The organism is Phenylobacterium terrae, from assembly GCF_042681205.1.
GTDB lineage: Bacteria > Pseudomonadota > Alphaproteobacteria > Caulobacterales > Caulobacteraceae > Phenylobacterium > Phenylobacterium terrae.
Window position 1 is genome coordinate 157,409 of record NZ_JBHUEY010000001.1, and the last position, 18,643, is coordinate 176,051.

Here is an 18,643-nt window from a genome sequence, read left to right on the forward strand (position 1 = left end):
CCTCCCGAGGTCGGCGCCTCGCCGCCGGGACCCGTCAATGTCGCTAAGGATGCTCCACCAACCGATGTCGCCCGAGGGGAAGGCCAGACCAGGCGCCAGGCGTCATTGGCTCGATTACCTGGCGGCGTTCGGCGTCGTCCTGGCGAGCACGGGAGTCGCCGAGCTGCTCTACCGGCTGCTGCACACCGACCGGCTGTCGACGGTGTTCCTGGCCGGGGTTCTGATCACCGCGGTGACCTTCGGTTCGGGCCCGGCCTACTTCGCCGCCCTGCTCGCGTTCGGGATCTACAACTTCTACCTCGTCGAGCCGCGCTTCACGCTCAGCACCTTCTCGGCCGAGGACGTGCTCCTGCTGACCATGTTCCTGGCGGTGGCCATGCTGACCGGCCGCCTCGCCGGGCGGGTGCGGGACCAGGCGGCCACGGCCCAGGCCAGGGCCCGCACCGCCGGGACGCTGTTCGAGGCCAGCCGGGTCTTCTCGGGGCTGAACGAAGAGGAGCGCATCCGCACCGAGCTGCTCAACCACGTCAGCCTGGCGGCCGGCGGGCCGGCCGTGCTGTGGCGCGACGGCGAGATCAGGGCGACGGCGGAGGATGCGGCGCTCCCGGCCGAGCTGCTGGATGCGCTCGCCGCCGCCTCGCCGTCGGGCTCGGCGGCGGGCTGGCAGGTGCGCTCGCTCCTGCGCGAGCAGCCGGATCTCGGCCGCATCGCCTGGCGCGAGAGCGGCGTCGGGGCCAGAATCCCCGAAGAGGACCGGCTGATCGACGTGCTGGTGGACGTCGGGGCGGCGGCGATCATCCGCGCCCGGCTGGGGGCGGCGGAGGCGGAGGTGCGCGCCTATTCCGAGACGGAACGGTTGCGCAACGCCCTGCTCTCCTCGATCTCGCACGACCTGCGCACGCCGCTGGCCTCGATCCTGGCCTCGGCGAGCAGCCTGCAGGAGTTCGGCGACAGGTTCGACCCGGCGGTCCGCGAAGACCTGCTGGCCACCATCCAGGAGGAGGCCGAGCGCCTGAACCAGTTCGTCGCCAACCTGCTCCACATGACCCGGCTCGAGGGCCGGGCGCTGGGCGTGACGGCCTCGCGCACCAATCTGCGGGAAGTGGCCGAGCGCGTCGCAATGCGGATGAGGCGGCGGGCGGGGCGCCGCAAGCTCGTGCTGCACCCCGAGTGCGACGGCCTGGAAGCCTACGCCGACCCGATCCTGCTCGAACAGGCGCTCGGAAACCTGGTCGAGAACGCCATCCGCTTCAGCCCGGACGGCTCGACCATCCTGCTGAGCACCGCGCAGGCCGGCGACGAGGTGATCCTGGAAGTCAGCGACGAGGGCCCGGGCGTTCCGGACCAGGACCTTTGCCGGATCTTCGAGAAGTTCTACCGCTCGCCGGCCTCGGCGGCCAACCTGCAGGGGACCGGCCTGGGCCTTTCGATCGTTAAGGGGCTGATGGAATCCATGGGCGGCGGCGTGACGGCGCGCAGGCGCGCGGACGAAGGCGGCCTGACGGTCAGCCTGTCCCTGCCTGCCGGGAGCGAGGCGTGAGCGCGGCCCATCTGCTGCTGGTCGACGACGAGGCCCAGCTCGTGCGCGCCCTCACCCCGGCCCTGGCGGCGGCCGGCTACGAGGTGGCGACGGCGGGCACCGGCGCCGAGGCGCTGACCCAGCTGGCCCGCGAGCCCAGCGACATCGTCCTCCTGGACCTCGGCCTGCCGGACATGGACGGCAAGGCGGTGATCGCCAGGATCCGGGAATGGTCCGAAACGCCGATCGTGGTGCTCTCGGCGCGGGACCTCGAGGAGGAGAAGATCGCCGCCCTGGACCTCGGGGCCGACGACTTCGTCAACAAGCCGTTCAGCGTCGGCGAGCTGCTCGCCCGCATCCGCGCGGCGCTGCGCGGGCGCGAGCGCCGGCTGGTCGGCAGCGCTTCGTTCAAGGCCGGCGACCTGGAGGTCAACTTCGCCAGCCGGCGCGCCTACATCCAGGGCGAGGAGGTGCGGCTGACGCCGCGCGAATACGACCTCGTCCGCACGCTGGCGCGCAACCCGGGCCGGGTGATCACCCACAAGCAGATCATCGCCTCGGTCTGGGGCTCGACCGCGACGGTCGACGCCCAGTTCGTGCGGGTGCTGGTGGCGCAGGTGCGGCAGAAGCTGGAGGAGGAGCCCTCGGCGCCGAGGATCATCCTCACCGAGCCCGGGGTCGGCTACCGGCTGGCCACGGACGACGACTGAGGCTCAGCCGTCCTGCGGCTCGGCCTGGCGCGCCTTCACCCACTTCAGGCTGCGCCGCACGTCGGCCCAGAACCGCCAGCCGGGTTCGGTCCGCAGATGCCGGTCGCGTTCGGTCTCGCAGACCGCCTCGGCCAGGTCGCCGTGCTCGCGGCGCAGCCTGAGGGCCATGGTTTCGGCGCGTTCGGCCTCGCGCAAGGCGTTGATGAGGCTCTTCATTCGCCCATCATGCGCCGGCCGCCGCCGGCCTGTGAGCATAAGAGCCCTATAGCCCTTCCGGCGGGGCCTAGAAGAAGCCCTCCGGCATCTTCGGCGTGGCGTCGTCGAGGAAGGGCGTGACAAGGGCGGCGAGGATGTCGGGCTCGGCCATGATCCCGATGTGCGAGGCGGCCGGCAGGATCAGCAGCCGGGCCGGCGGCGGGGCGGTGAGGAACCCCTGGGCGGCCAGGGCCGGCGCGCCGCCGCCGCGCATGCGGAACATCTCCACCGCGTGCTCGGGCGCGACGACGTCGTAGTCGCCCATGACGATCATGGTCTTGTGCTTCAGCGCACGCATCTGGGCGGCCCAGTCGAAGGGCGTCGCGTCGAGCACCTTCAGCTTCTCCACCAGCTTGGGGAAGTCCTGCGGGCGGGGCGCGAGGCGGTCGTACTCGCGACGCATCGGCGTGTCGGCGAACACCTCCGGCGTGATCTGGGCGATGCCGGCCAGCACCTCCGGGTACATGGCGTCCAGCCGGGTGCTCGCGGACACGGAGACCAGCTTGCCCACCTTCGCGGGGTGGCGGACGGCCAGCTGGACCGCTGCGGCGCCGCCCATGGAGTAGCCGAACACGTCGGCCTGCCGCACGCCGGCCGCATCCAGCACGGCGGCGGCGTCGTCGGCCAGGCGCTCGTAGGTGATCGGGCCGGGCCCGTCGCCGGTGCGTCCGTGGCCGCGCTGGTCGATGACGATCACCGGCCGGCTGCGGGCGAAGCGCTCGACCATCGGCGCCATGGCGTCGGCCGACATGTAGGCCCCGTGGAGGACGAGCAGCGGCGTCCTGCCGGACTTCAGGTCGCCATGGACGTCGTAGTGGACCTTGAGCCCGTCGGCCTGGGCGACCGCGCTCCGCTTGGGCGCGGCGGGTGCGGCGGCGGCCTGCGGCTCGGCCGCCTGGGCCGCGGGCGGCGCGGCGATCGCGGCGGCGCCCAACGCCAGGGCGAGATAGAGGCTGATCGGCTTGAGCATGGAAGCGGCTCCATCGTTGCTGTGTCGCTCCTAGGACGAGCGAGCTTCGCCGTCGCCGACACGGGCCGGCCCCACGGGCGCAGATTTCTTCCGCGCGCCGGCGGTTCAGGGCGTCCCGTCCGGACGGCTCGCCTCGCGCAGGCGCTCGGTCAGGAAGCGGGCGGCGGGGCCGAAGGGGGCGTCGGCGCGGCGGGCGATGTAGACCCGCACGAAGGTCTCGCCCCCCGGGCCGAACTCGGCGACCGGCAGCCGCACGAGCCGGCCGGCGGCCAGGTCGTCCTTCACCAGCCAGAGCGGCAGGCTGCCCCAGCCGATCCCGCCCAGGATCAGGGCGCGCTTGGTCTCGTTGTCGCTCACCCGCCACGTGCCCGGCGAGAGCACGCCGAAGTCCTGGCCGGCGGTGAGCGGCGAGGGATCCGGCACAACGACCTGCAGATGGGCGGCCAGTTCACGCCGCTCCAAGGGCGCGCCCCGGCGGACGAAGTCGGCCAGCGGATGATCGGCGGCGGCGACGGCGGCTCTGGGCAGGTCGCAGAGGTAGTCCAGGTCGATGGCCGGATCGGGAAGGTCGGCGGCCGTGACCGCCAGGGCGCAGCGCCGCTCCCGCAGCGCGGCGATGGCCGCGCCGAGCGGAGCGGTCCAGGTCTGCACCTGGACGCTGGGATAGGTCTCGTACAGCGCCCGCAGCGCGGCGGCCGAGCGCGCCAGCGGGAACTGCGGATCGAGCGCCAGGTCGAGCCGGGGCTCCAGCCCCTCCCCCAGCGCCCGGGCGTGGGCGCGCAGGGCGTCGGCGCTCAGCAGCATCGCGCGGGCGTCGGGCAGCAGCGCGCGCCCTTCGGCCGTCAGCTCCGGGCGCCGGCCGGAGCGGTCGAAGACCGGCACACCGAGCTCGGCCTCGAGGCCGGCGATGGCGTAGCTGACCGCCGACTGGACGCGCCTCAGGCGGGCGGCGGCGGCGCGGAAGCTTCCCGTCTCGGCCACGGCCACGAAGACGCGCAGCTGATCGAGGGTCAGGGCATCGAGCATGATCTAATTCATAGATCAAAACTCGCGAATTTTCCGCAGTTGCGACGATCACCCCGGCGCACGACCTCAGTCGGGCGTCAGCAAGGAGATCTCGCGTGAAACAGCTCTATCCCGACCTGTGGCAGACCCGCGTGGAGCAGCCGCTGCCCAACGTGCCCGACCTGAAGACCCGGGCCTATCTGATCACCCGGCCGGACGGAAACCTGTTGATCTACAGCACCGGACACGAGGACGAGCACGCCGCCATGGCCGGGCTCGGCGGCGTGCGGCGCCAGTATCTGTCGCATGTGGACGAGGCGGGGCCGGCGCTGGCGCAGATCCGCCAGCGGTTCGGCTCCGAACTCTGGGGCCATGCGGCGGAGGCGGAGGCGGTGCGGAACCGGGCCGGCGTCGCGCCCGACCGCACCTTCGAGGCCGCCGAGACCCATTTCGACGCCCTGGAGGTCCTGCCGCTGCCGGGGCACACGGTCGGCAGTACGGCCTATCTCTACCGCTCGCCCCACGGGCGGCGGTACCTGTTCACCGGCGACACCATCGGGCGGGACGACCGCGGCGTCTGGACCGCCGGCCTGCTGCCGTTCAGCGAGAAGGCCCAGCTGGTCGCCACGCTGGAGCGGATGGCCGAGCTGGCGCCCGACGTCGTTCTCTCCAGCGCCTTCGGCGGCGAGCACCCCGCTGCGGAGGTGACGCCGCAGAGCTGGCGCGCGGCGGTCGAGGAGGCGCTGGCGCCGCTGATGGCGCAGGCCGGCTAGCGGGGCTTGGTCCCGAGCCAGATCACGTGGCGGGCGCCGCGGCGGCCGCGGCGCGGCGGCGTCCGCACCTCTTCGGCGGAAAGCTCGCTGGCCGCCAGCGCGGCCGAGAACCTGGCGTGCGGGGCCGAGGACCAGACGGCCAGCACCCCGCCCGGGGCGAGCGCGGCCGCGGCGCGGGCCAGGCCTGCGGCGTCGTAGAGCGCGTCGTTGGCGGCGCGCGTCAGGCCCTCCGGGCCATTGTCGACGTCGAGCAGGATGGCGTCGAAGCCGCCCTCCGCCGCGGCGATCACCCCGGCGACGTCGCCCTCGTGCACCTGGGTGCGGGGGTCATCGAGGCTGCCGGCGAAGATCGGCGCCAGCGGCCCCCTCGCCCAGGCGACGACGGCCGGGACCAGCTCGGCCACCACCACCCGCGCGTCGGCGGGCAGGACCGCCAGCGCGGCGCGCAGGGTGAAACCCATCCCGAGGCCGCCGATCAGCACCCTCGGCTGCGCCCGCCCCCTGATCCTGTCCCACGCCAGGGTGGCCAGCGCCTCCTCGGAGCCGGAGAGGCGGCTGTTCATCAGCTCGATCCCGCGGTCGGCCATGATCGAGAACTCGGTCCCGCGCTGCATCAGCCGCAGCTCGCCGCCGCCGTCCGGCACGACGGCGCGGTCCAACTCGACCCAGGGGATCATCGGGGAAGGCCGGGCGCAGGCATGGAGGCCTTCTCCAGGAGGCGAAGCGAAAGGTCCAGGGGCGCCATCACGGCCTGTCGGTTTCGCCGGGCGCCGAACCCCAGGCCGTGCTCTTCGTCGACGATGGCCACGCCGCTTGCTTCGTTGACGCCGGCGTCAGATATGATCCTCCAGGAGGGAGCCGCAGTCGCTCCCGCATGGGCATGGTGCGAAGATGGCGGCCGAGCAGTCTCAGGAGGCCAGCGGGCCGGAGCGGAAGCCTCGGCCGCGCGGCCCGAACGCGGTGCGCCGTCAGACGACCCGCGACAAGCTGCTGAACGCCACCATCGAATGCCTGCACGAGCTGGGCTACCACCGCACCAGCACGGTGATCGTCACCGAACGGGCGCAGGTGAGCCGCGGCAGCCTGCTACACCAGTTCCCCACCAAGGCCGACCTGATGGTCGCCACCGCCCGCCACATCGCCCGCCAGCGCGGCCAGGCGCACATCGAGGGGCTGAAGGGCGTGCCGGTCTCCATCGAGCGGATGGAGAAGCTGGTCGACATCCTTTGGGGCGAGGTGAATTCGCCCTCCGGCATCGCCCGGATCGAGATCATGCTGGCCTCGCGCAGCGAGCCGGAGCTGGCGGCCAAGTACGCGCCCATCGTCGACGAGCACAGCGAGAACCACCGGCGGCTGATCTGGGCCCTGGCCAAGGCGCTGGGGGTGAGGAACCGCGCGCCGATCGATGCGATGGTCCAGCTCTACGCCGCCTCCATCCGGGGCCTGGCCATCGACGCCCTGTTCCCGGAGAGCCGGGCGCACGTGCAGGCGGCGGTGGAGCTGCTGAAGCAGGCGCTGGTCGACATCATCAAGCGCGAGGTCGCCGCCGCCCGGCGGGCCGAGATGAAGGTGGTGGAGGAGTAGGCGCGTCCAGCGCCACTCCCTACCTCCCCGGCGAAGCGGCGGGAGGTAGAAGCGCTCAGAACGAAAAGGCCGGGCCCTTGCGGGCCCGGCAGGTGTTCGGAAGGGCGGGCGGCCGGTAAGGGCGGCCGCCCGGTTCACACTCAGAAGCGGAAGTGCACCTCGGCCCCGAAGGTCCGCGGGAAGTTGAGGATCACCGTCCGGCGCGGGCCGACCGCCGACGGCGAGGTGGCCGTCGAGCTCTGGTAGGCGACCTCGTCGAAGGCGTTCTTCACGAAGGCGATCAGGGTGTAGCGGTCGTCGACGTCGCGCCACAGCAGGCGGAAGTCGGCGATCTCGTTGGACGGCGATTCATAGATCGGGTTGGCGAAGATCGTGGACTGCTGGTCGCCGGTCCAGGTGTAGCTGCCGTTGGCGGTGAGCGACCCGGCGTTGAACTCCCAGGTGTAGTTGCCGCCGATGGTGAACTTGTGCTCCGGCGACAGCGGCAGGCGGTTGCCGACCAGCGACTGCGGCCGGTTGCCGTTCGGCAGCGTCGCGCCCGTGGGCCGGGCGCCCGGCGCGAGCGCCAGGGGATCGGCGGTGTCGACGAAGCAGCAGCCTTCGGCCACCTCGGCGTCGAGCCAGGCGTAGTTGCCGTAGAGCTGCAGGTTGTCGATCGGCGACCACTGGCCTTCCAGCTCGATCCCCCGCACCTCGGCGTCGAGGTTGAGGAAGCGGGTGCCGGTGATCGAGCCAAGCGGCACGGTCAGCGGCGCCTGGAACCCGCGGTAGTCGGAGTAGAAGGCCGCCGCGTTCAGCTGGAACACGCCGCCGAAGGTCTTCTTGGCGCCGACCTCGAAGCTGTCGACGTACTCCGGATCGACGATCGGATCGGGCGTCAGGCCGTTGGAGCCGAGCCAGCCGCCCGACTTATAGCCGCGGCTGTAGCGGGCGTAGACGTTGGTGTCGCCGTCCGGCTGCCACTGGACGCCGAGCGTGCCGGTCCAGGCGTCCCAGTCGCCCGACAGGTTGCGGCGCAGGCCGCCGCCGGGGTTGGGGAACAGGTCGGCGGTCAGCGGATTGGCCGCGCACGAGGCGATGGTGAGGCCGCCGCAGACCTGCTGGGTGGTGAGGTCGAACGAGAGCGCCTGCGCCTGCTGGAGCGTCAGCCCGGCGGCCATCAGGCCCTGCAGCGCCGAGGCGAGCGGGACCCGCGCCACGTAGCGGGCGATGTCGTGGCCGTCCTTCTCGTCGTAGGTGTAGCGAAGGCCGGCCGTCAGGGTCCAGGTCGGGGCGAACTCGTAGTCGATCTGGCCGAAGGCGGCGTAGGACTTGGTCTCCAGGTGGCCGTCCACGTAGAGGAAGGCGCCGCGCGGGTTCGCCGGCACGGTCCCGCCGGCCAGGCTGATCGGGTTGAACATCCCCGGGTCGCCGACCACGCGGATGCCCTGCGGCTGATCGTACTCCTGGTAGTATTGGTAGACGCCGACGATCCAGTTCAGCGGCCCGTCGCTGTTGGACGACAGGTTGAGCTCATTGGAATACCAGCTCTGCCGCTCTTCGTAGAAGGTGCGCGCGTCGGTGGAGACGTTGGTCGCCGTGAACGCGGTCAGCGGACCCGGACCGTCCAGGTCCGGGATGGGCAGGTTCTGGGGCCCGATCCGGTTCGAATAGTCGGAGTCCGACGAGGTGTTGTAGTCGTACTGCTGATAGCCGCCGAGATACTTCAGCGTCGCCCAGCCGAGGTCGTGGGTGATGTCGAGGTGCAGGCGGTGGTGGTTGTCCAGCGAGCCGTAGGCGCCCCAGTTGACATTGATCGTGTAGGGGTCGTTGACGGCCGGGTTGGTTCCCGTGAAGCCGAGCGTGGTGTTGTAGTAGAGCGCCGACGTGCCGGTGCCGGTGAACGAGGTCGTGTCGTACGGCGTGATGATCGCGTTGAGCGTGTTGCCGACGCCGTAGCTGTCGTCCCAGTCGAACTTCGAATAGCGCAGGCGGGCGACGGTGTTCTCGCCGAGATCGGCCTCGAGCTGGGCCTCGATCATGTAGCGGGCGACCTCGCCGGTGTCCCGGGCCGGGCCGATGTTCTCGATGAAGCCTTGGTTGCGGCGCTCGATGGAGCCGCCGAGCAGGAAGCGCAGGTTCTCGGCGATCGGGCCGCGGACCAGGCCGTCGAGGCGCCAGCTTTCGTAGTTGCCCACCAGGCCGCGGACCTCGCCCTCGAACTCCTCGGTCGGGCGCTTGGAGATGACGTTCATCGTGCCGCCGATGGAGTTGCGGCCGTAGAGGGTGCCCTGCGGGCCGCGCAGCACTTCCGTCCGCTCGATGAACAGCGGCGGGGTCGAGGCGTCGGCCATCGAGTTGGAGAAGATGCCGTCGGAATAGAGCGCCACCGACGGGTCGGTGCCGATCGCGTTGGTCAGGCGCCCAAAGCCGCGGATCGAGAGGCGGTCGTTGTTGGTGTAGCTGAGGCTGGGCGTCATCCGCGCCAGGTCCTCGACCGTGTTCACCCCGAGCACTTCGCGGCGCTCGCTGGTGTAGGCGGTGACGGCCACCGGCACGTCCTGCAGGCTCTGCTCACGCTTCTCGGCGGTGACGACGATCTCTTCGAGCGTGGTGCCGCCGGCCTGGTCCTGCGCCAGCGCCGGGGCGGCGGTCAGGGCGGTAAAGGACGCTCCCAGCAGTAGAAAACCGCGCAGCGGCGTGCGTGTGGACATAGTTCCCTCCCATGAGTCGGCCTGTCGGCCTTTTTCGTTGGGCGGGAGAGTGGAAGACCCGAACAGCGTTCGGATAGGGCTATTTCGCAACAGCGGCGGCGGGAAGCGTTGCATTCGCGCCGGAGGCGAAAATCGCCTCCAGGCCGGCCAGGGCGCTGTCCACGGCGCTGCGCCGCGGGGGCTCGCCGGGCGCGCCGCGGGAGAAGCCGACCGCCGCGATTCCCCGGCCCCAGGCCCAGATCGCCATGGAGACGTGTTCGGCCACCTTGGGCGAGGTCGGCCGGACCGCGCCGATCGGAATGGACTCGGCGATCACCTGGAAGGCCCGGTCCTCGGCCTCCAGCACCTCGGGCGTGCGGCCCTGGTCGACGGCCTCGAACATCAGCCGGTAGAGGGCCGGACGGTCGCACAGGAAGGCGATGTAGGCGTAGCCGGTGGCGCGCAGGCCGCTGGCCTCGCCCCGGGCGGCGAGCGCCTCGCGCATCCGGCGGGCCAGCTCCTCGAAGCCCTCCACGGCCAGCCCGGCCAGCAGGGCGTGCTTGGAGCCGTAGTGGTGGTAGATGGTCCCGAGCGCCACGCCGGCCCGTAGGGAGATGGCCCGAAGGTTCAGCGCCTCCTTGCCCTCCTCCTCCAGGATCTGGCGCGCCGCGCGCAGCAGCTGGGTGCGCACATTGCCCAGGTGGTAGCACCGTTGCGGATAGGGCCTGGCTTGCGGTCTTGCGCTCATCTGCAGGGGCCTCGCTCCCCTGCAGCTTCAGTGAACACTGATAACTTGGCAATAGGGCATGTTGCGCGCACCCCCGGCGGGGCGGGGCGCCGGTTCATCGGAAATTAGGCACGAAACTTCACCAACCCTCAGAACTCGTTCGCCATCCTGAGCCCTCGAGGAGAGCTTGCGGGGCCGCCGAGGGATGTCGACGCCAGGTCTGGAGCGCGGGGTTCGGCTGAGCCGGCCGTTGGGCTACCGCGGGCAGATCATCGCCCTGGCGGCCCTGGCGGCCTGCCTGCCGCTGGCGCTGCTGGCGCCGGCCGGCGACGGCGGCGCGCTGGCGGTGGCGGCGCTGGGCGCGGGCCTGGCGCTGGTCGCACTGGCGCTGCGGCTGCGGCCGGTGGACGCCGCGGCCCGGCTGCTGCGGGAGCTGACCCGGGCCGGCCAGGGCGAGGCCGCCGGCGGCCCCCGCTTCGGCAGCGCCAACGAGATGCTGGCGGACGTGCGCCAGATCGCGTCCACCCTGGACGCCCTGCGCCACCGCCTCTCCAACCGCCACCCGCTGACCGAGCTGCCGACCCGCGAGCCGTTCCTGGCCGGGCTGCAGGACCATCTGGACCAGGCCGCCTCGCCGGTCGTCCTGGGGGCCATCCGGTTCGGCGACTACGACCGGCTGGCGGCGTTCGACCAGACCGCCGCCGACAAGGCGCTGAAGGCGTTCGCCGTCCGGCTGCAGGAGGCGGTGGGCAAGCAGCGGCCGCTGGCCCAGGTGGACCGCGACTGCTTCGCCATCTGGTTCAAGGAGCTGGGCCCGGAGATGGCGGCCTCGGAGCTGCAGGCCATCGCCTATGTGCTGTCCCAGGAAATCCGCCCCGAGGACCTGAAGATCTCGCCCGACGTCGGCGTCGGGGCGGCCATCTTCCCGGACGACGCGGCCGATGCGGCGACCCTGCTGACAAGGGCGTACGCCGCCCTGCCCAAGCCCGGCCAGCCGGCGGGAGCGTTGAGCTTCTTCTCGCCCCGCTCGTCCAGCGAGGCGCGCGAGCGCTACGCGATGGAGCAGGACCTGCGGGCGGCGGTCAGCGACGACCAGCTGCTGCTGCACTTCCAGCCCGTCGTGGACCTCGCCGAGCGCCGCTGCATCGGCGCCGAGGCCCTGCTGCGCTGGCGACATCCCGAACGGGGCCTGGTCTCCCCCGGCGAGTTCGTGCCGGTGCTGGAGCAGTCCGGCATGATGGACGAGGTCGGCCTGTGGGTCCTGAACGCCGCCTGCCGCGAGGCCAGGGCCTGGGAGGCGGCCGGGCTGCCCGGCCTGAAGGTGGCGGTGAACATCTCGGCGGTGCAGTTCCAGAACCCGGGGCTCAACACGGTCATCCTGCGCACCCTGGAGCGGCACGGCCTCTCGCCCGTCGCGCTGGAGCTGGAGCTGACCGAGACCGCGGCCATGGCCGACGTGGAGCGGACCCGGCGGATGTTCGGCGAGCTGCGCGAGCTGGGCGTCAGCGTCGCCATCGACGACTTCGGCGCCGGCTATTCGAGTCTGAGCTCGCTGCAGAACCTGCCCTTCTCCAAGCTGAAGATCGACCGCGAGTTCGTCAGCCGGGTGGACGAGCGCCGCGAAGGCCGGGCGATCTGCACGGCGCTGATCGAGCTGGCCCTCGGCCTCGAGATCGAGGTGCTGGCGGAAGGCTCCGAGACCCTGGCCGAGGTGCAGACCCTGCACGCCCTCGGCTGCAACCTGTTCCAGGGCTTCTACTTCGCCCGCCCCCTGCCCGGCGCCGACTTCGTGCGCACGGTCAAGGACCCGGCCTGGCTGGAAGGCCTGGCGCCTGCGCCCAAGCGGCGCGCCCCGCAAAGGAACGCCCGATGAAGCTTCGCACGCTGCTCCTCGGCGCCGTCGCCGCCGGCTCCCTCGCCGCCTGCGCCCAGACGCCGAAGGAATCGCCGGTCGCCGCCGCGCCCGCGGCCCAGGCCATCCCGGCCACGCCCGCCGAGCGGGAGCGCGCGGCGATCGACCTTTTGAACCAGGGCCGCGTCGAGGAGGCCCGGCCGGTGCTCGATGCGATGCTGGCCGACGATCCAGACAATGCGGTCGCCCGCCGGCTGATCGTCCAGCTCGACGCCGACCCCAAGCTGCTGATCACCGGAATGGCGCAGCCCTACACGGTCGGCCCCGGCGAGACGCTGTCGATGCTGGCCGGCCGCTTCCTGGGCGATCCGCTGCTGTTCTACGCCCTGGCCAAGTACAACGGCTTCGCCGCGCCCGCGCACGTGCAGCCCGGTCACGTGATCCAGGTCCCGCGCAACGTCCGCCCCGCGGTGGCGAGCGCCAGGCCGAAGGCGGGGTCCGGTCCCCGCACCGCCAAGACCGCCGCGCCCGAGGCGCCCGCCGCGCCCAAGCGCGATGCAGCGAAGGCGGCGCAGCTTCGCGCCTCCGGCCTGCAGCAGCTGAACAGCGGCGCGCCCGGCAAGGCGGTGAACCTCCTGCAGCAGGCGCTGGCGGCCGATCCCGGCAACCCGGCGATCCAGAAGGACCTGGCCCGGGCCCAGCGGATCAACGCCACCGTCGCCCGCTGAGGCGAATTACATCAATTGATCAAAGCCTTCCCTTAACCCTCGTGGCCTAGCTTGGCGCGCGAGGCCGCCCGATCGGCGGCGCAGTGGAGAGAGCCGACCTTGCCCGAGCGCGTCGGACGCTACGAGATCCGCGAACGCATCGGCCAGGGCGCCATGGCCGAGGTGTACCGCGCCTACGACCCGGGCATCGGCCGGGACCTGGCGATCAAGCTGCTGAAGGGCGAGTTCCGCGAGAACGCCCAGTACGCCGGCCGCTTCCTGCGCGAGGCCAAGGCCGCGGGAGCGCTGTCGCACCCCAACATCGTGACCATCTACGACGTCGGCGAAGAGGGCGGCTATCCCTACATCGCCATGGAGCTGCTCGAGGGCGAGCCGCTGGACGTGGTGCTGGAGCGCTACGGCAAGCTGGCGCCCGACGACGTGCTGGCCATCGGCCTGCAGCTGACCGAGGCGCTGGCCTACGCCCACGGGCTGGGCGTGGTGCACCGGGACATCAAGCCCTCCAACATCCTGCTGGCGCCGGACGGGCGCGGGGCGAAGATCCTCGACTTCGGCATCGCCCGGGTGGCCGAGGCGCACGTGGACGAGGCCGAGACGCTGCGCACCCAGGCGGGCCAGGTGCTGGGCACGCCCCGCTATATGAGCCCCGAGCAGGCCCTGGGCCAGGAGATCGACGGCCGCTCCGACCTCTTCTCCACCGGCGTGGTGCTCTACGAGCTGCTCACCGGCCGGCGGGCCTTCGACGGCGCGAGCGCGGCGACGCTCGCCCTGCAGATCACCCAGCAGGACCCCGCCCCGATCGGCGACTTCGCGCCCGACGCCCCGCGCGGCCTGCAGTTCATCATCGGCAAGCTGATGGCCAAGCGGCCGGACCGCCGGTTCGCCGACGGGGCCCAGGCGGCCGAAGCCTTCCGCCGCGAACAGGCCGCGCTGACCGCGGCCAAGGCCGAGGCCAAGACGCCGCGCCGCCGCCTGCCCCTGCAGGTGCGGCTGAGCGTCGTGATGGCCTCGATCACCACCGCCGTGCTGCTGGCCGGCACCACCCTGGTCGTGGAGCGCCAGTACGACGCCATGGAGCGGATGGCGCTGACCTCGGGGACCGCGGTCGCGGCCTTCGTGGCCAGCAACGTCGCCCTGCAGGCGGCGGACAACGCCAGCCTGCCGGCCGCCGAGCGCGACTGGCTGCCGGTGGAGGCGTTCGTGAAGTCGGCCGTCGGCGATCCCAACATCCGCCGCCTGTCGGTGGTCGACGCCGAGGGCGTGGTGCGCGCCTCCAGCGACCCGGCCCTGGTCGGCCGGCCTCACCAGGGGATCGGCGCCGATCCGGTGCTGCAGCGGCAGGGCGAGGTCACCGTCACGCTGGCCGGCGCCAAGGGGGCGCAGGACCTGCGGTTCGTGCGGCCGATCACCTACGCCGGCCGCTCGTTCGGCCTGGTGGACGTGAGCCTTTCGAAGGCCGACCTGGACGCGGCGGCCCGGCTCTCCCGGATGCTCATGCTGGCGCTGGGCCTGATCATCGTGACGACGGTGATCGCGGCGAGCTACGCCGTCGTGCGGGCCATCGCCAAGCCGATCCAGCGTCTGAAGGGCGCGCTGGACGCCGCCGCCGACGGCGACTTCGATTTCCGCGTCTCCCACCGCCGGGCCGACGAGTTCGGCGACCTGTTCGACGCCTTCAACCGGCTGACCGCCACCGTCGAGGCCCGGCTGGAGCCGGCGGCGGCGGCCAGGCCCTCCGAACTGGACGCGGCCGTGCGCGAGGACCGCACCGTCATGATGGTCAAGGCATGAGCCCGGTCACCCTTCGCCTGTTCCACGAGACGGACCCGTTCCGGCAGCTGGAGGCGCGCACCCTGGCCGAGGGCGAGCTGACCCTGGGCCGGGACGAGAGCGCCAGCTGGGTGCTGGCCGACCCGGAGCGGTCGATCTCGCGCCGCCATTGCGTGCTGACCCTCACCGACGAGGGGCTGATGCTGCGCGACGTCAGCGCCAACGGCACCTTCCTGGGCCGGGCGCGGGTGCGGGCCCCGGCCGATGCGCCGACCAAGGTGGAGGTCGGCGAGACCTTGCGGCTCGGGCCCTACCTGGTCGTCGTCGACGCCGAAGGGCCGGCCGAGGCGCCCGGCGCGCGCGGGAACGCGGCGTTCGACGCCCCCTTCGCCCATCCGCTTCTGCGCTCGGTGGAGGTGGACGACACCTCGCTCAGCGTGCCCACCGACTGGCCCAAATCCGCCGAGGCGCCGCCCAAGGCCGCGCCGGCCCACACCACCGGCTCTTTGCTCGACGCCTTCTGCGCCGGCGCCCGGCTGGATTCCTCGGCCTTCTCCGGCGAGGACCCGCACGAGGTGATGCGCCGGCTGGGCGGGCTCTACCAGCAGATGGTGCTGGGCCTGTCCGACCTGATGGACGAGCGGACCAGCATCAAGGCCGAGTACCGGATGGACCGCACCACCGTGCGGGCCGAGGGCAACAACCCGTTCAAGTGGGCCAGGCCCCAGCGGCTGGCCGTGGACCTCTTGAAGGACCGCAGCGACGGCTTCCTCACCGGCTCGGCGGCCGTGAAGTCCTCGTTCGAGGACGTGAAGAAGCACCTGCTGTGCCTCTTGGCCGGCATGCGCGGGGCGCTGATCGCGGCCCTGGAGGGCCTCAGCCCCGCCGAGGTCGAGGAGCGGATCAAGGGCGAGACGGGGCTTCTGAAGAACAAGGCGGCCCTGGCCTGGAACGAGTACGGGCGCACCTACGCTCTCTTCCTGGCCCAGGCTCACGACGACCCGGACAGCCCGATGAACCGCGAGTTCCGCGCCGCCTACGAGCGGCAGCTCAAGGCGCTCGACAACGGCGGCGGAGCGAGTTGATCCGCCGGCTGGCCAGCCGCGCCGAGGCCGCCCGCGCCCTGCTCCTGTCCTCCGCCGGGCGCACCCACGAAGGCTGTGTGCGGCGCCTTAACGAGGACGCCTTCATCGAGGCGCCCCATCTGGGGCTCTGGGCCGTCGCCGACGGCATGGGCGGCCACGAGGCCGGCGAGGTGGCCAGCGGCAGGGTCGTGGACGCCCTGGCCGCCCTCCCCGCCCCCGCCTCCGGCTTCGGCTTCGTGCGCGACGTCTCCGAGGCGCTGCAGGCCGCCAACGCCGAGCTGATCGCCTACGCCGCCGGCCGCCACACCGACGTGGTCGGCTCCACCGTCGTCGCCCTGCTGGCCGTCGACGGCCACTACGCCTGCCTGTGGGCCGGCGACAGCCGCGGCTACCTGTGGCGAGAGGGCGCGCTCTGCCCGCTCACCCGCGACCACAGCCTCGTCCAGGAGCTCGTCGACAGCGGCGCCCTCACCCCCGCCGAGGCCCGCACCAGCCGCCGCGGCAACGTGATCACCCGGGCGGTGGGCGTTGATCCGGTGCTGGAGCTGGCGATGGCCCAGGGGCCGATGGCGCTGGGCGATGTGTTCCTGCTGTGCTCGGACGGGCTGACGGGGGTGCTGGAGGACGGCGAGATCGCCGACCTGCTGGCGACGGCGCCGGGGCTGGATGCGGCGGCCGAGGGACTGGTCGCGGCGGCGCTGGAGCGCGGGGCGCCGGACAATGTGACGGTGGTGCTGGTGCGGGCGGAGGCGGGGTAGCGCGTCTCTCCGGAGGCCGGTCCAGAACCACGCGATGAACCTAGGTCGGCGTACGACCCTTCGGCGACATCGGGAAGGTCCGCTTTCCGGCACAGCCTGGGTTCGGCATGATGTTCAGATGAACGCGCCAACTGGGCTGCGACGACTGCTGACTCGGTGGAGCCGACAGATCCGTTCGTCACTCCATCAACTTTCCTATGGAACGTCAGCGGGACGTCGATTTCGCGGTCTGCGCCGCGCGAATCGTGTCGAGGCCAAATATGTCCTGCTAGCGATGGCGCCCGTGATTCCTCTCGCCGTCTCAGATCATTTAGGCTGGGAGCGTGGAATACTCTGGCTCGCTTGGGCGTGGATAAGTGGATGTTGGGCCGCGGTGATCTCGGGAATATGCCTGGTCGCAGTTGCAAGGGCATTCTCTTCCCGCCTCCGACACAAGGGCGACTAGGCCCGCTTTCCACCCTCAGCCGACGTTCGATGCGTCGCATCCGGGCAGCCTGCCTCCGCCGCTTCGCGGGGGAGCCGGGGTCCGTTCCTATGGCTCGGGCGTTCCGGGGACGGTCCCCGAGTCGGCGGGCGGGGCGGGCCGGGTTTCACCCATTGCAGGCGCCTCGCTGGAGGACTTAGCCTCCGGTTGAACGGAGGCGGTCTCATGACGCAAGCAGTGGCGGCGACGGCGGTAAGCCTGATCGCCGTAGCGCTTCTCACGGCGATGTCGCTGCGCGCCGACCGCCGCTTCAAAGCGGAACGGCGACTGCCGATGCATTGGTCGCTGAACGGCTCTATCAATTGGACTGTGCCACGTCCGATCGCGCTGGCGTTCACGCCTGTACTGGCTGCGGCCTGCCTGGCGTCCCTAACCGCTTTGGCGACATTCCTGGAGCCGCGAGCCGGTCAGGAACACCTTGCCTTGCCCATGCATGTCTTCGTTGCGCTTGTCTTTGTGGGCGCACACGCGCTCCACCTCCGGCTTATCCAGCGAACACTCCAGAGGTAGCGCCAGCATCCACTTCGACCGGCGCGATCGACGTCTGCTTTTCGCCCGGCTGGCGTCGGATGGGTCCGCGCAGACCAGGCACCGTCCGATGCGCCCCCGCTATCTTGCCCACGGAACGGCGGGAGGTAGGCGTCACGCCGGCACGTAGGTCAGCCGGATGACCTCGTCGCCGATGCGGTCGGCCGACTGGAGGCGCAGCCTGGAGCGGGGGGCGGCGAAGTAGGGCGTGCCCGAGCCCAGGACGACGGGGTGGAGGTAGATGCGGTACTCGTCGACGAGGCCGGCGAGGCTGGCGGCGAGCTGCGTGCCGGCGACCTCGATGTACCCATCCAGCTCGGATTTGAGGCGGCGCACCACGGCCTCGATGTCGTCCGAGACCAGGGTGGCGTTGGGGCCGACCGAGGTCAGGGTGCGGGAGGCGACCCACTTGCGCCGGCTTCTCCAGCCTTGCGCGTACTCGCGTTCGGCGGCGTCCCACTCGGCCTGGTCCTCGTCCCAGTAGCGCATGATCTCGTACATGCGCCGGCCATAGACGACGGCGGCGAGGCTGCCGATGTCGTCGACGAAGTGGCGGAAGAGCACCGGATCAGGCGCGAACTTATCGTGGTCGACATAGCCGTCGAGGGACTGGTTCAGGGCGTAGACGAGCTTGGCCATCGGCCGGATGTTGCCTCGACCACTCCCACTTTGCAATCAGTTTTGAGGATCTCGTGAACGGGACGGCTTGGCGAAGCCGGAGAAACCGACAAAACAGGGAGCGCACCTTGCCGAAGGGGACGACATCGCCATGACCGCCAGCAACCGGATCGTCCTCTCCAGCGACCACACCGCCATCCCGCTCCGGCAGGCCATCGCCGCCCACATCGCGGCGCAGGGCTGGACGGTGGTCGACATCGGGCCGACGACCCCGGAGAGCACGCCCTACCCCCGGCACGGCGAAGCGGCCGCCCGTCGCGTCGCCTCCGGCGACTGCCGGTTCGGCGTCATCCTGTGCGGCACCGGCCAGGGGATCATGATGGCGGCGAACAAGGTGAAGGGCGTCCGTTGCGGCGTCTGCGCCGACACCTTTTCGGCCCGCATGATCCGCCAGCACAACGACGCCAACATGCTGTCGATCGGCGCGCGCGTGGTGGGCGAAGGGCTGGCGCTCGACATCGTGGACGCCTTCCTGACCGCCCAGTTCGAGGGCGGCCGGCATGCGCCGCGGGTGGAGATGATCGGGGCGCTGGAGGCCTAGCCCA

The 18,643-nt window shown here is 71.5% G+C and carries 18 protein-coding genes; 11 read left to right on the plus strand and 7 right to left on the minus strand.

Annotated features, from left to right (window positions below):
* Positions 1-64: 64 nt before the first annotated feature.
* On the plus strand, positions 65-1,540 hold the full coding sequence (locus tag ACFSC0_RS00755; protein ID WP_377281257.1) for a sensor histidine kinase: 1,476 nt from the start codon (positions 65-67) through the stop codon (positions 1,538-1,540).
* Positions 1,537-2,229, plus strand: a complete 693-nt coding sequence (locus ACFSC0_RS00760; RefSeq protein ID WP_377281256.1) for a response regulator transcription factor — start codon at positions 1,537-1,539, stop codon at positions 2,227-2,229. Before ACFSC0_RS00755 ends, ACFSC0_RS00760 begins: the two co-directional genes overlap by 4 nt.
* A 3-nt stretch (positions 2,230-2,232) precedes the next feature.
* On the opposite strand, the gene ACFSC0_RS00765 is transcribed toward ACFSC0_RS00760, so the two are convergent.
* From ACFSC0_RS00765 to ACFSC0_RS00775, 3 genes are all read right to left on the minus strand, one after another.
* The gene (locus tag ACFSC0_RS00765) at positions 2,233-2,445 is read right to left on the minus strand and encodes a hypothetical protein (RefSeq protein WP_377281255.1); all 213 of its coding nucleotides are present in this window, start codon (positions 2,443-2,445) and stop codon (positions 2,233-2,235) included.
* Between the two features lie 67 nt (positions 2,446-2,512).
* On the minus strand, positions 2,513-3,454 hold the full coding sequence (locus ACFSC0_RS00770) for an alpha/beta fold hydrolase (protein ID WP_377281254.1): 942 nt from the start codon (positions 3,452-3,454) through the stop codon (positions 2,513-2,515).
* Positions 3,455-3,559: 105 nt separating this feature from the next.
* The gene (locus tag ACFSC0_RS00775; protein WP_377281253.1) at positions 3,560-4,480 is read right to left on the minus strand and encodes a LysR family transcriptional regulator; all 921 of its coding nucleotides are present in this window, start codon (positions 4,478-4,480) and stop codon (positions 3,560-3,562) included.
* 95 nt (positions 4,481-4,575) lie between these two features.
* Between ACFSC0_RS00775 and ACFSC0_RS00780 the strand changes: the two genes are divergently transcribed.
* Positions 4,576-5,232, plus strand: a complete 657-nt coding sequence (locus ACFSC0_RS00780; protein ID WP_377281252.1) for an MBL fold metallo-hydrolase — start codon at positions 4,576-4,578, stop codon at positions 5,230-5,232.
* Here ACFSC0_RS00780 and ACFSC0_RS00785 read toward each other — a convergent pair.
* Positions 5,229-5,909, minus strand: a complete 681-nt coding sequence (locus ACFSC0_RS00785; protein ID WP_377281251.1) for a polyamine aminopropyltransferase — start codon at positions 5,907-5,909, stop codon at positions 5,229-5,231. The two genes, ACFSC0_RS00780 and ACFSC0_RS00785, sit on opposite strands and share 4 nt — an antisense overlap.
* Positions 5,910-6,192: 283 nt before the next feature.
* Between ACFSC0_RS00785 and ACFSC0_RS00790 the strand changes: the two genes are divergently transcribed.
* Positions 6,193-6,816 (plus strand): TetR/AcrR family transcriptional regulator, encoded by a 624-nt coding sequence (locus ACFSC0_RS00790; RefSeq protein WP_377355026.1) that lies wholly within the window; start codon positions 6,193-6,195, stop codon positions 6,814-6,816.
* Positions 6,817-6,956: 140 nt separating this feature from the next.
* On the opposite strand, the gene ACFSC0_RS00795 is transcribed toward ACFSC0_RS00790, so the two are convergent.
* Positions 6,957-9,509 carry a TonB-dependent receptor gene (locus ACFSC0_RS00795; protein WP_377281249.1) on the minus strand — a complete coding sequence of 851 codons (2,553 nt, stop codon included), beginning with the start codon at positions 9,507-9,509 and terminating at the stop codon, positions 6,957-6,959.
* 79 nt (positions 9,510-9,588) lie between these two features.
* Positions 9,589-10,236 (minus strand): TetR/AcrR family transcriptional regulator, encoded by a 648-nt coding sequence (locus tag ACFSC0_RS00800; RefSeq protein ID WP_377281248.1) that lies wholly within the window; start codon positions 10,234-10,236, stop codon positions 9,589-9,591.
* Positions 10,237-10,420: 184 nt separating this feature from the next.
* On the opposite strand from ACFSC0_RS00800, the gene ACFSC0_RS00805 reads away from it, so the two are divergent.
* From ACFSC0_RS00805 to ACFSC0_RS00830, 6 genes are all read left to right on the plus strand, one after another.
* Positions 10,421-12,088 carry a putative bifunctional diguanylate cyclase/phosphodiesterase gene (locus tag ACFSC0_RS00805; protein ID WP_377355027.1) on the plus strand — a complete coding sequence of 556 codons (1,668 nt, stop codon included), beginning with the start codon at positions 10,421-10,423 and terminating at the stop codon, positions 12,086-12,088.
* Entirely contained in the window at positions 12,085-12,795 is a 711-nt protein-coding gene (locus ACFSC0_RS00810; protein ID WP_377281246.1) for a tetratricopeptide repeat protein, read from the plus strand. Before ACFSC0_RS00805 ends, ACFSC0_RS00810 begins: the two co-directional genes overlap by 4 nt.
* Positions 12,796-12,894: 99 nt before the next feature.
* Complete coding sequence (locus ACFSC0_RS00815) at positions 12,895-14,586, plus strand: protein kinase domain-containing protein (protein ID WP_377281245.1); 1,692 nt, start codon at positions 12,895-12,897, stop codon at positions 14,584-14,586.
* Positions 14,583-15,650 carry a type VI secretion system-associated FHA domain protein TagH gene (tagH, locus tag ACFSC0_RS00820; protein ID WP_377281244.1) on the plus strand — a complete coding sequence of 356 codons (1,068 nt, stop codon included), beginning with the start codon at positions 14,583-14,585 and terminating at the stop codon, positions 15,648-15,650. Before ACFSC0_RS00815 ends, tagH begins: the two co-directional genes overlap by 4 nt.
* Positions 15,647-16,408, plus strand: a complete 762-nt coding sequence (locus ACFSC0_RS00825; protein ID WP_377281243.1) for a PP2C family protein-serine/threonine phosphatase — start codon at positions 15,647-15,649, stop codon at positions 16,406-16,408. Before tagH ends, ACFSC0_RS00825 begins: the two co-directional genes overlap by 4 nt.
* Before the next feature lie 649 nt (positions 16,409-17,057).
* Complete coding sequence (locus ACFSC0_RS00830; protein ID WP_377281242.1) at positions 17,058-17,402, plus strand: hypothetical protein; 345 nt, start codon at positions 17,058-17,060, stop codon at positions 17,400-17,402.
* A gap of 132 nt (positions 17,403-17,534) precedes the next feature.
* Here ACFSC0_RS00830 and ACFSC0_RS00835 read toward each other — a convergent pair whose 3' ends face one another.
* On the minus strand, positions 17,535-18,059 hold the full coding sequence (locus ACFSC0_RS00835; protein WP_377281241.1) for a dihydrofolate reductase family protein: 525 nt from the start codon (positions 18,057-18,059) through the stop codon (positions 17,535-17,537).
* A gap of 130 nt (positions 18,060-18,189) precedes the next feature.
* On the opposite strand from ACFSC0_RS00835, the gene rpiB reads away from it, so the two are divergent.
* Positions 18,190-18,639, plus strand: a complete 450-nt coding sequence (gene rpiB, locus ACFSC0_RS00840) for a ribose 5-phosphate isomerase B (RefSeq protein WP_377281240.1) — start codon at positions 18,190-18,192, stop codon at positions 18,637-18,639.
* Positions 18,640-18,643 lie beyond the last annotated feature (4 nt).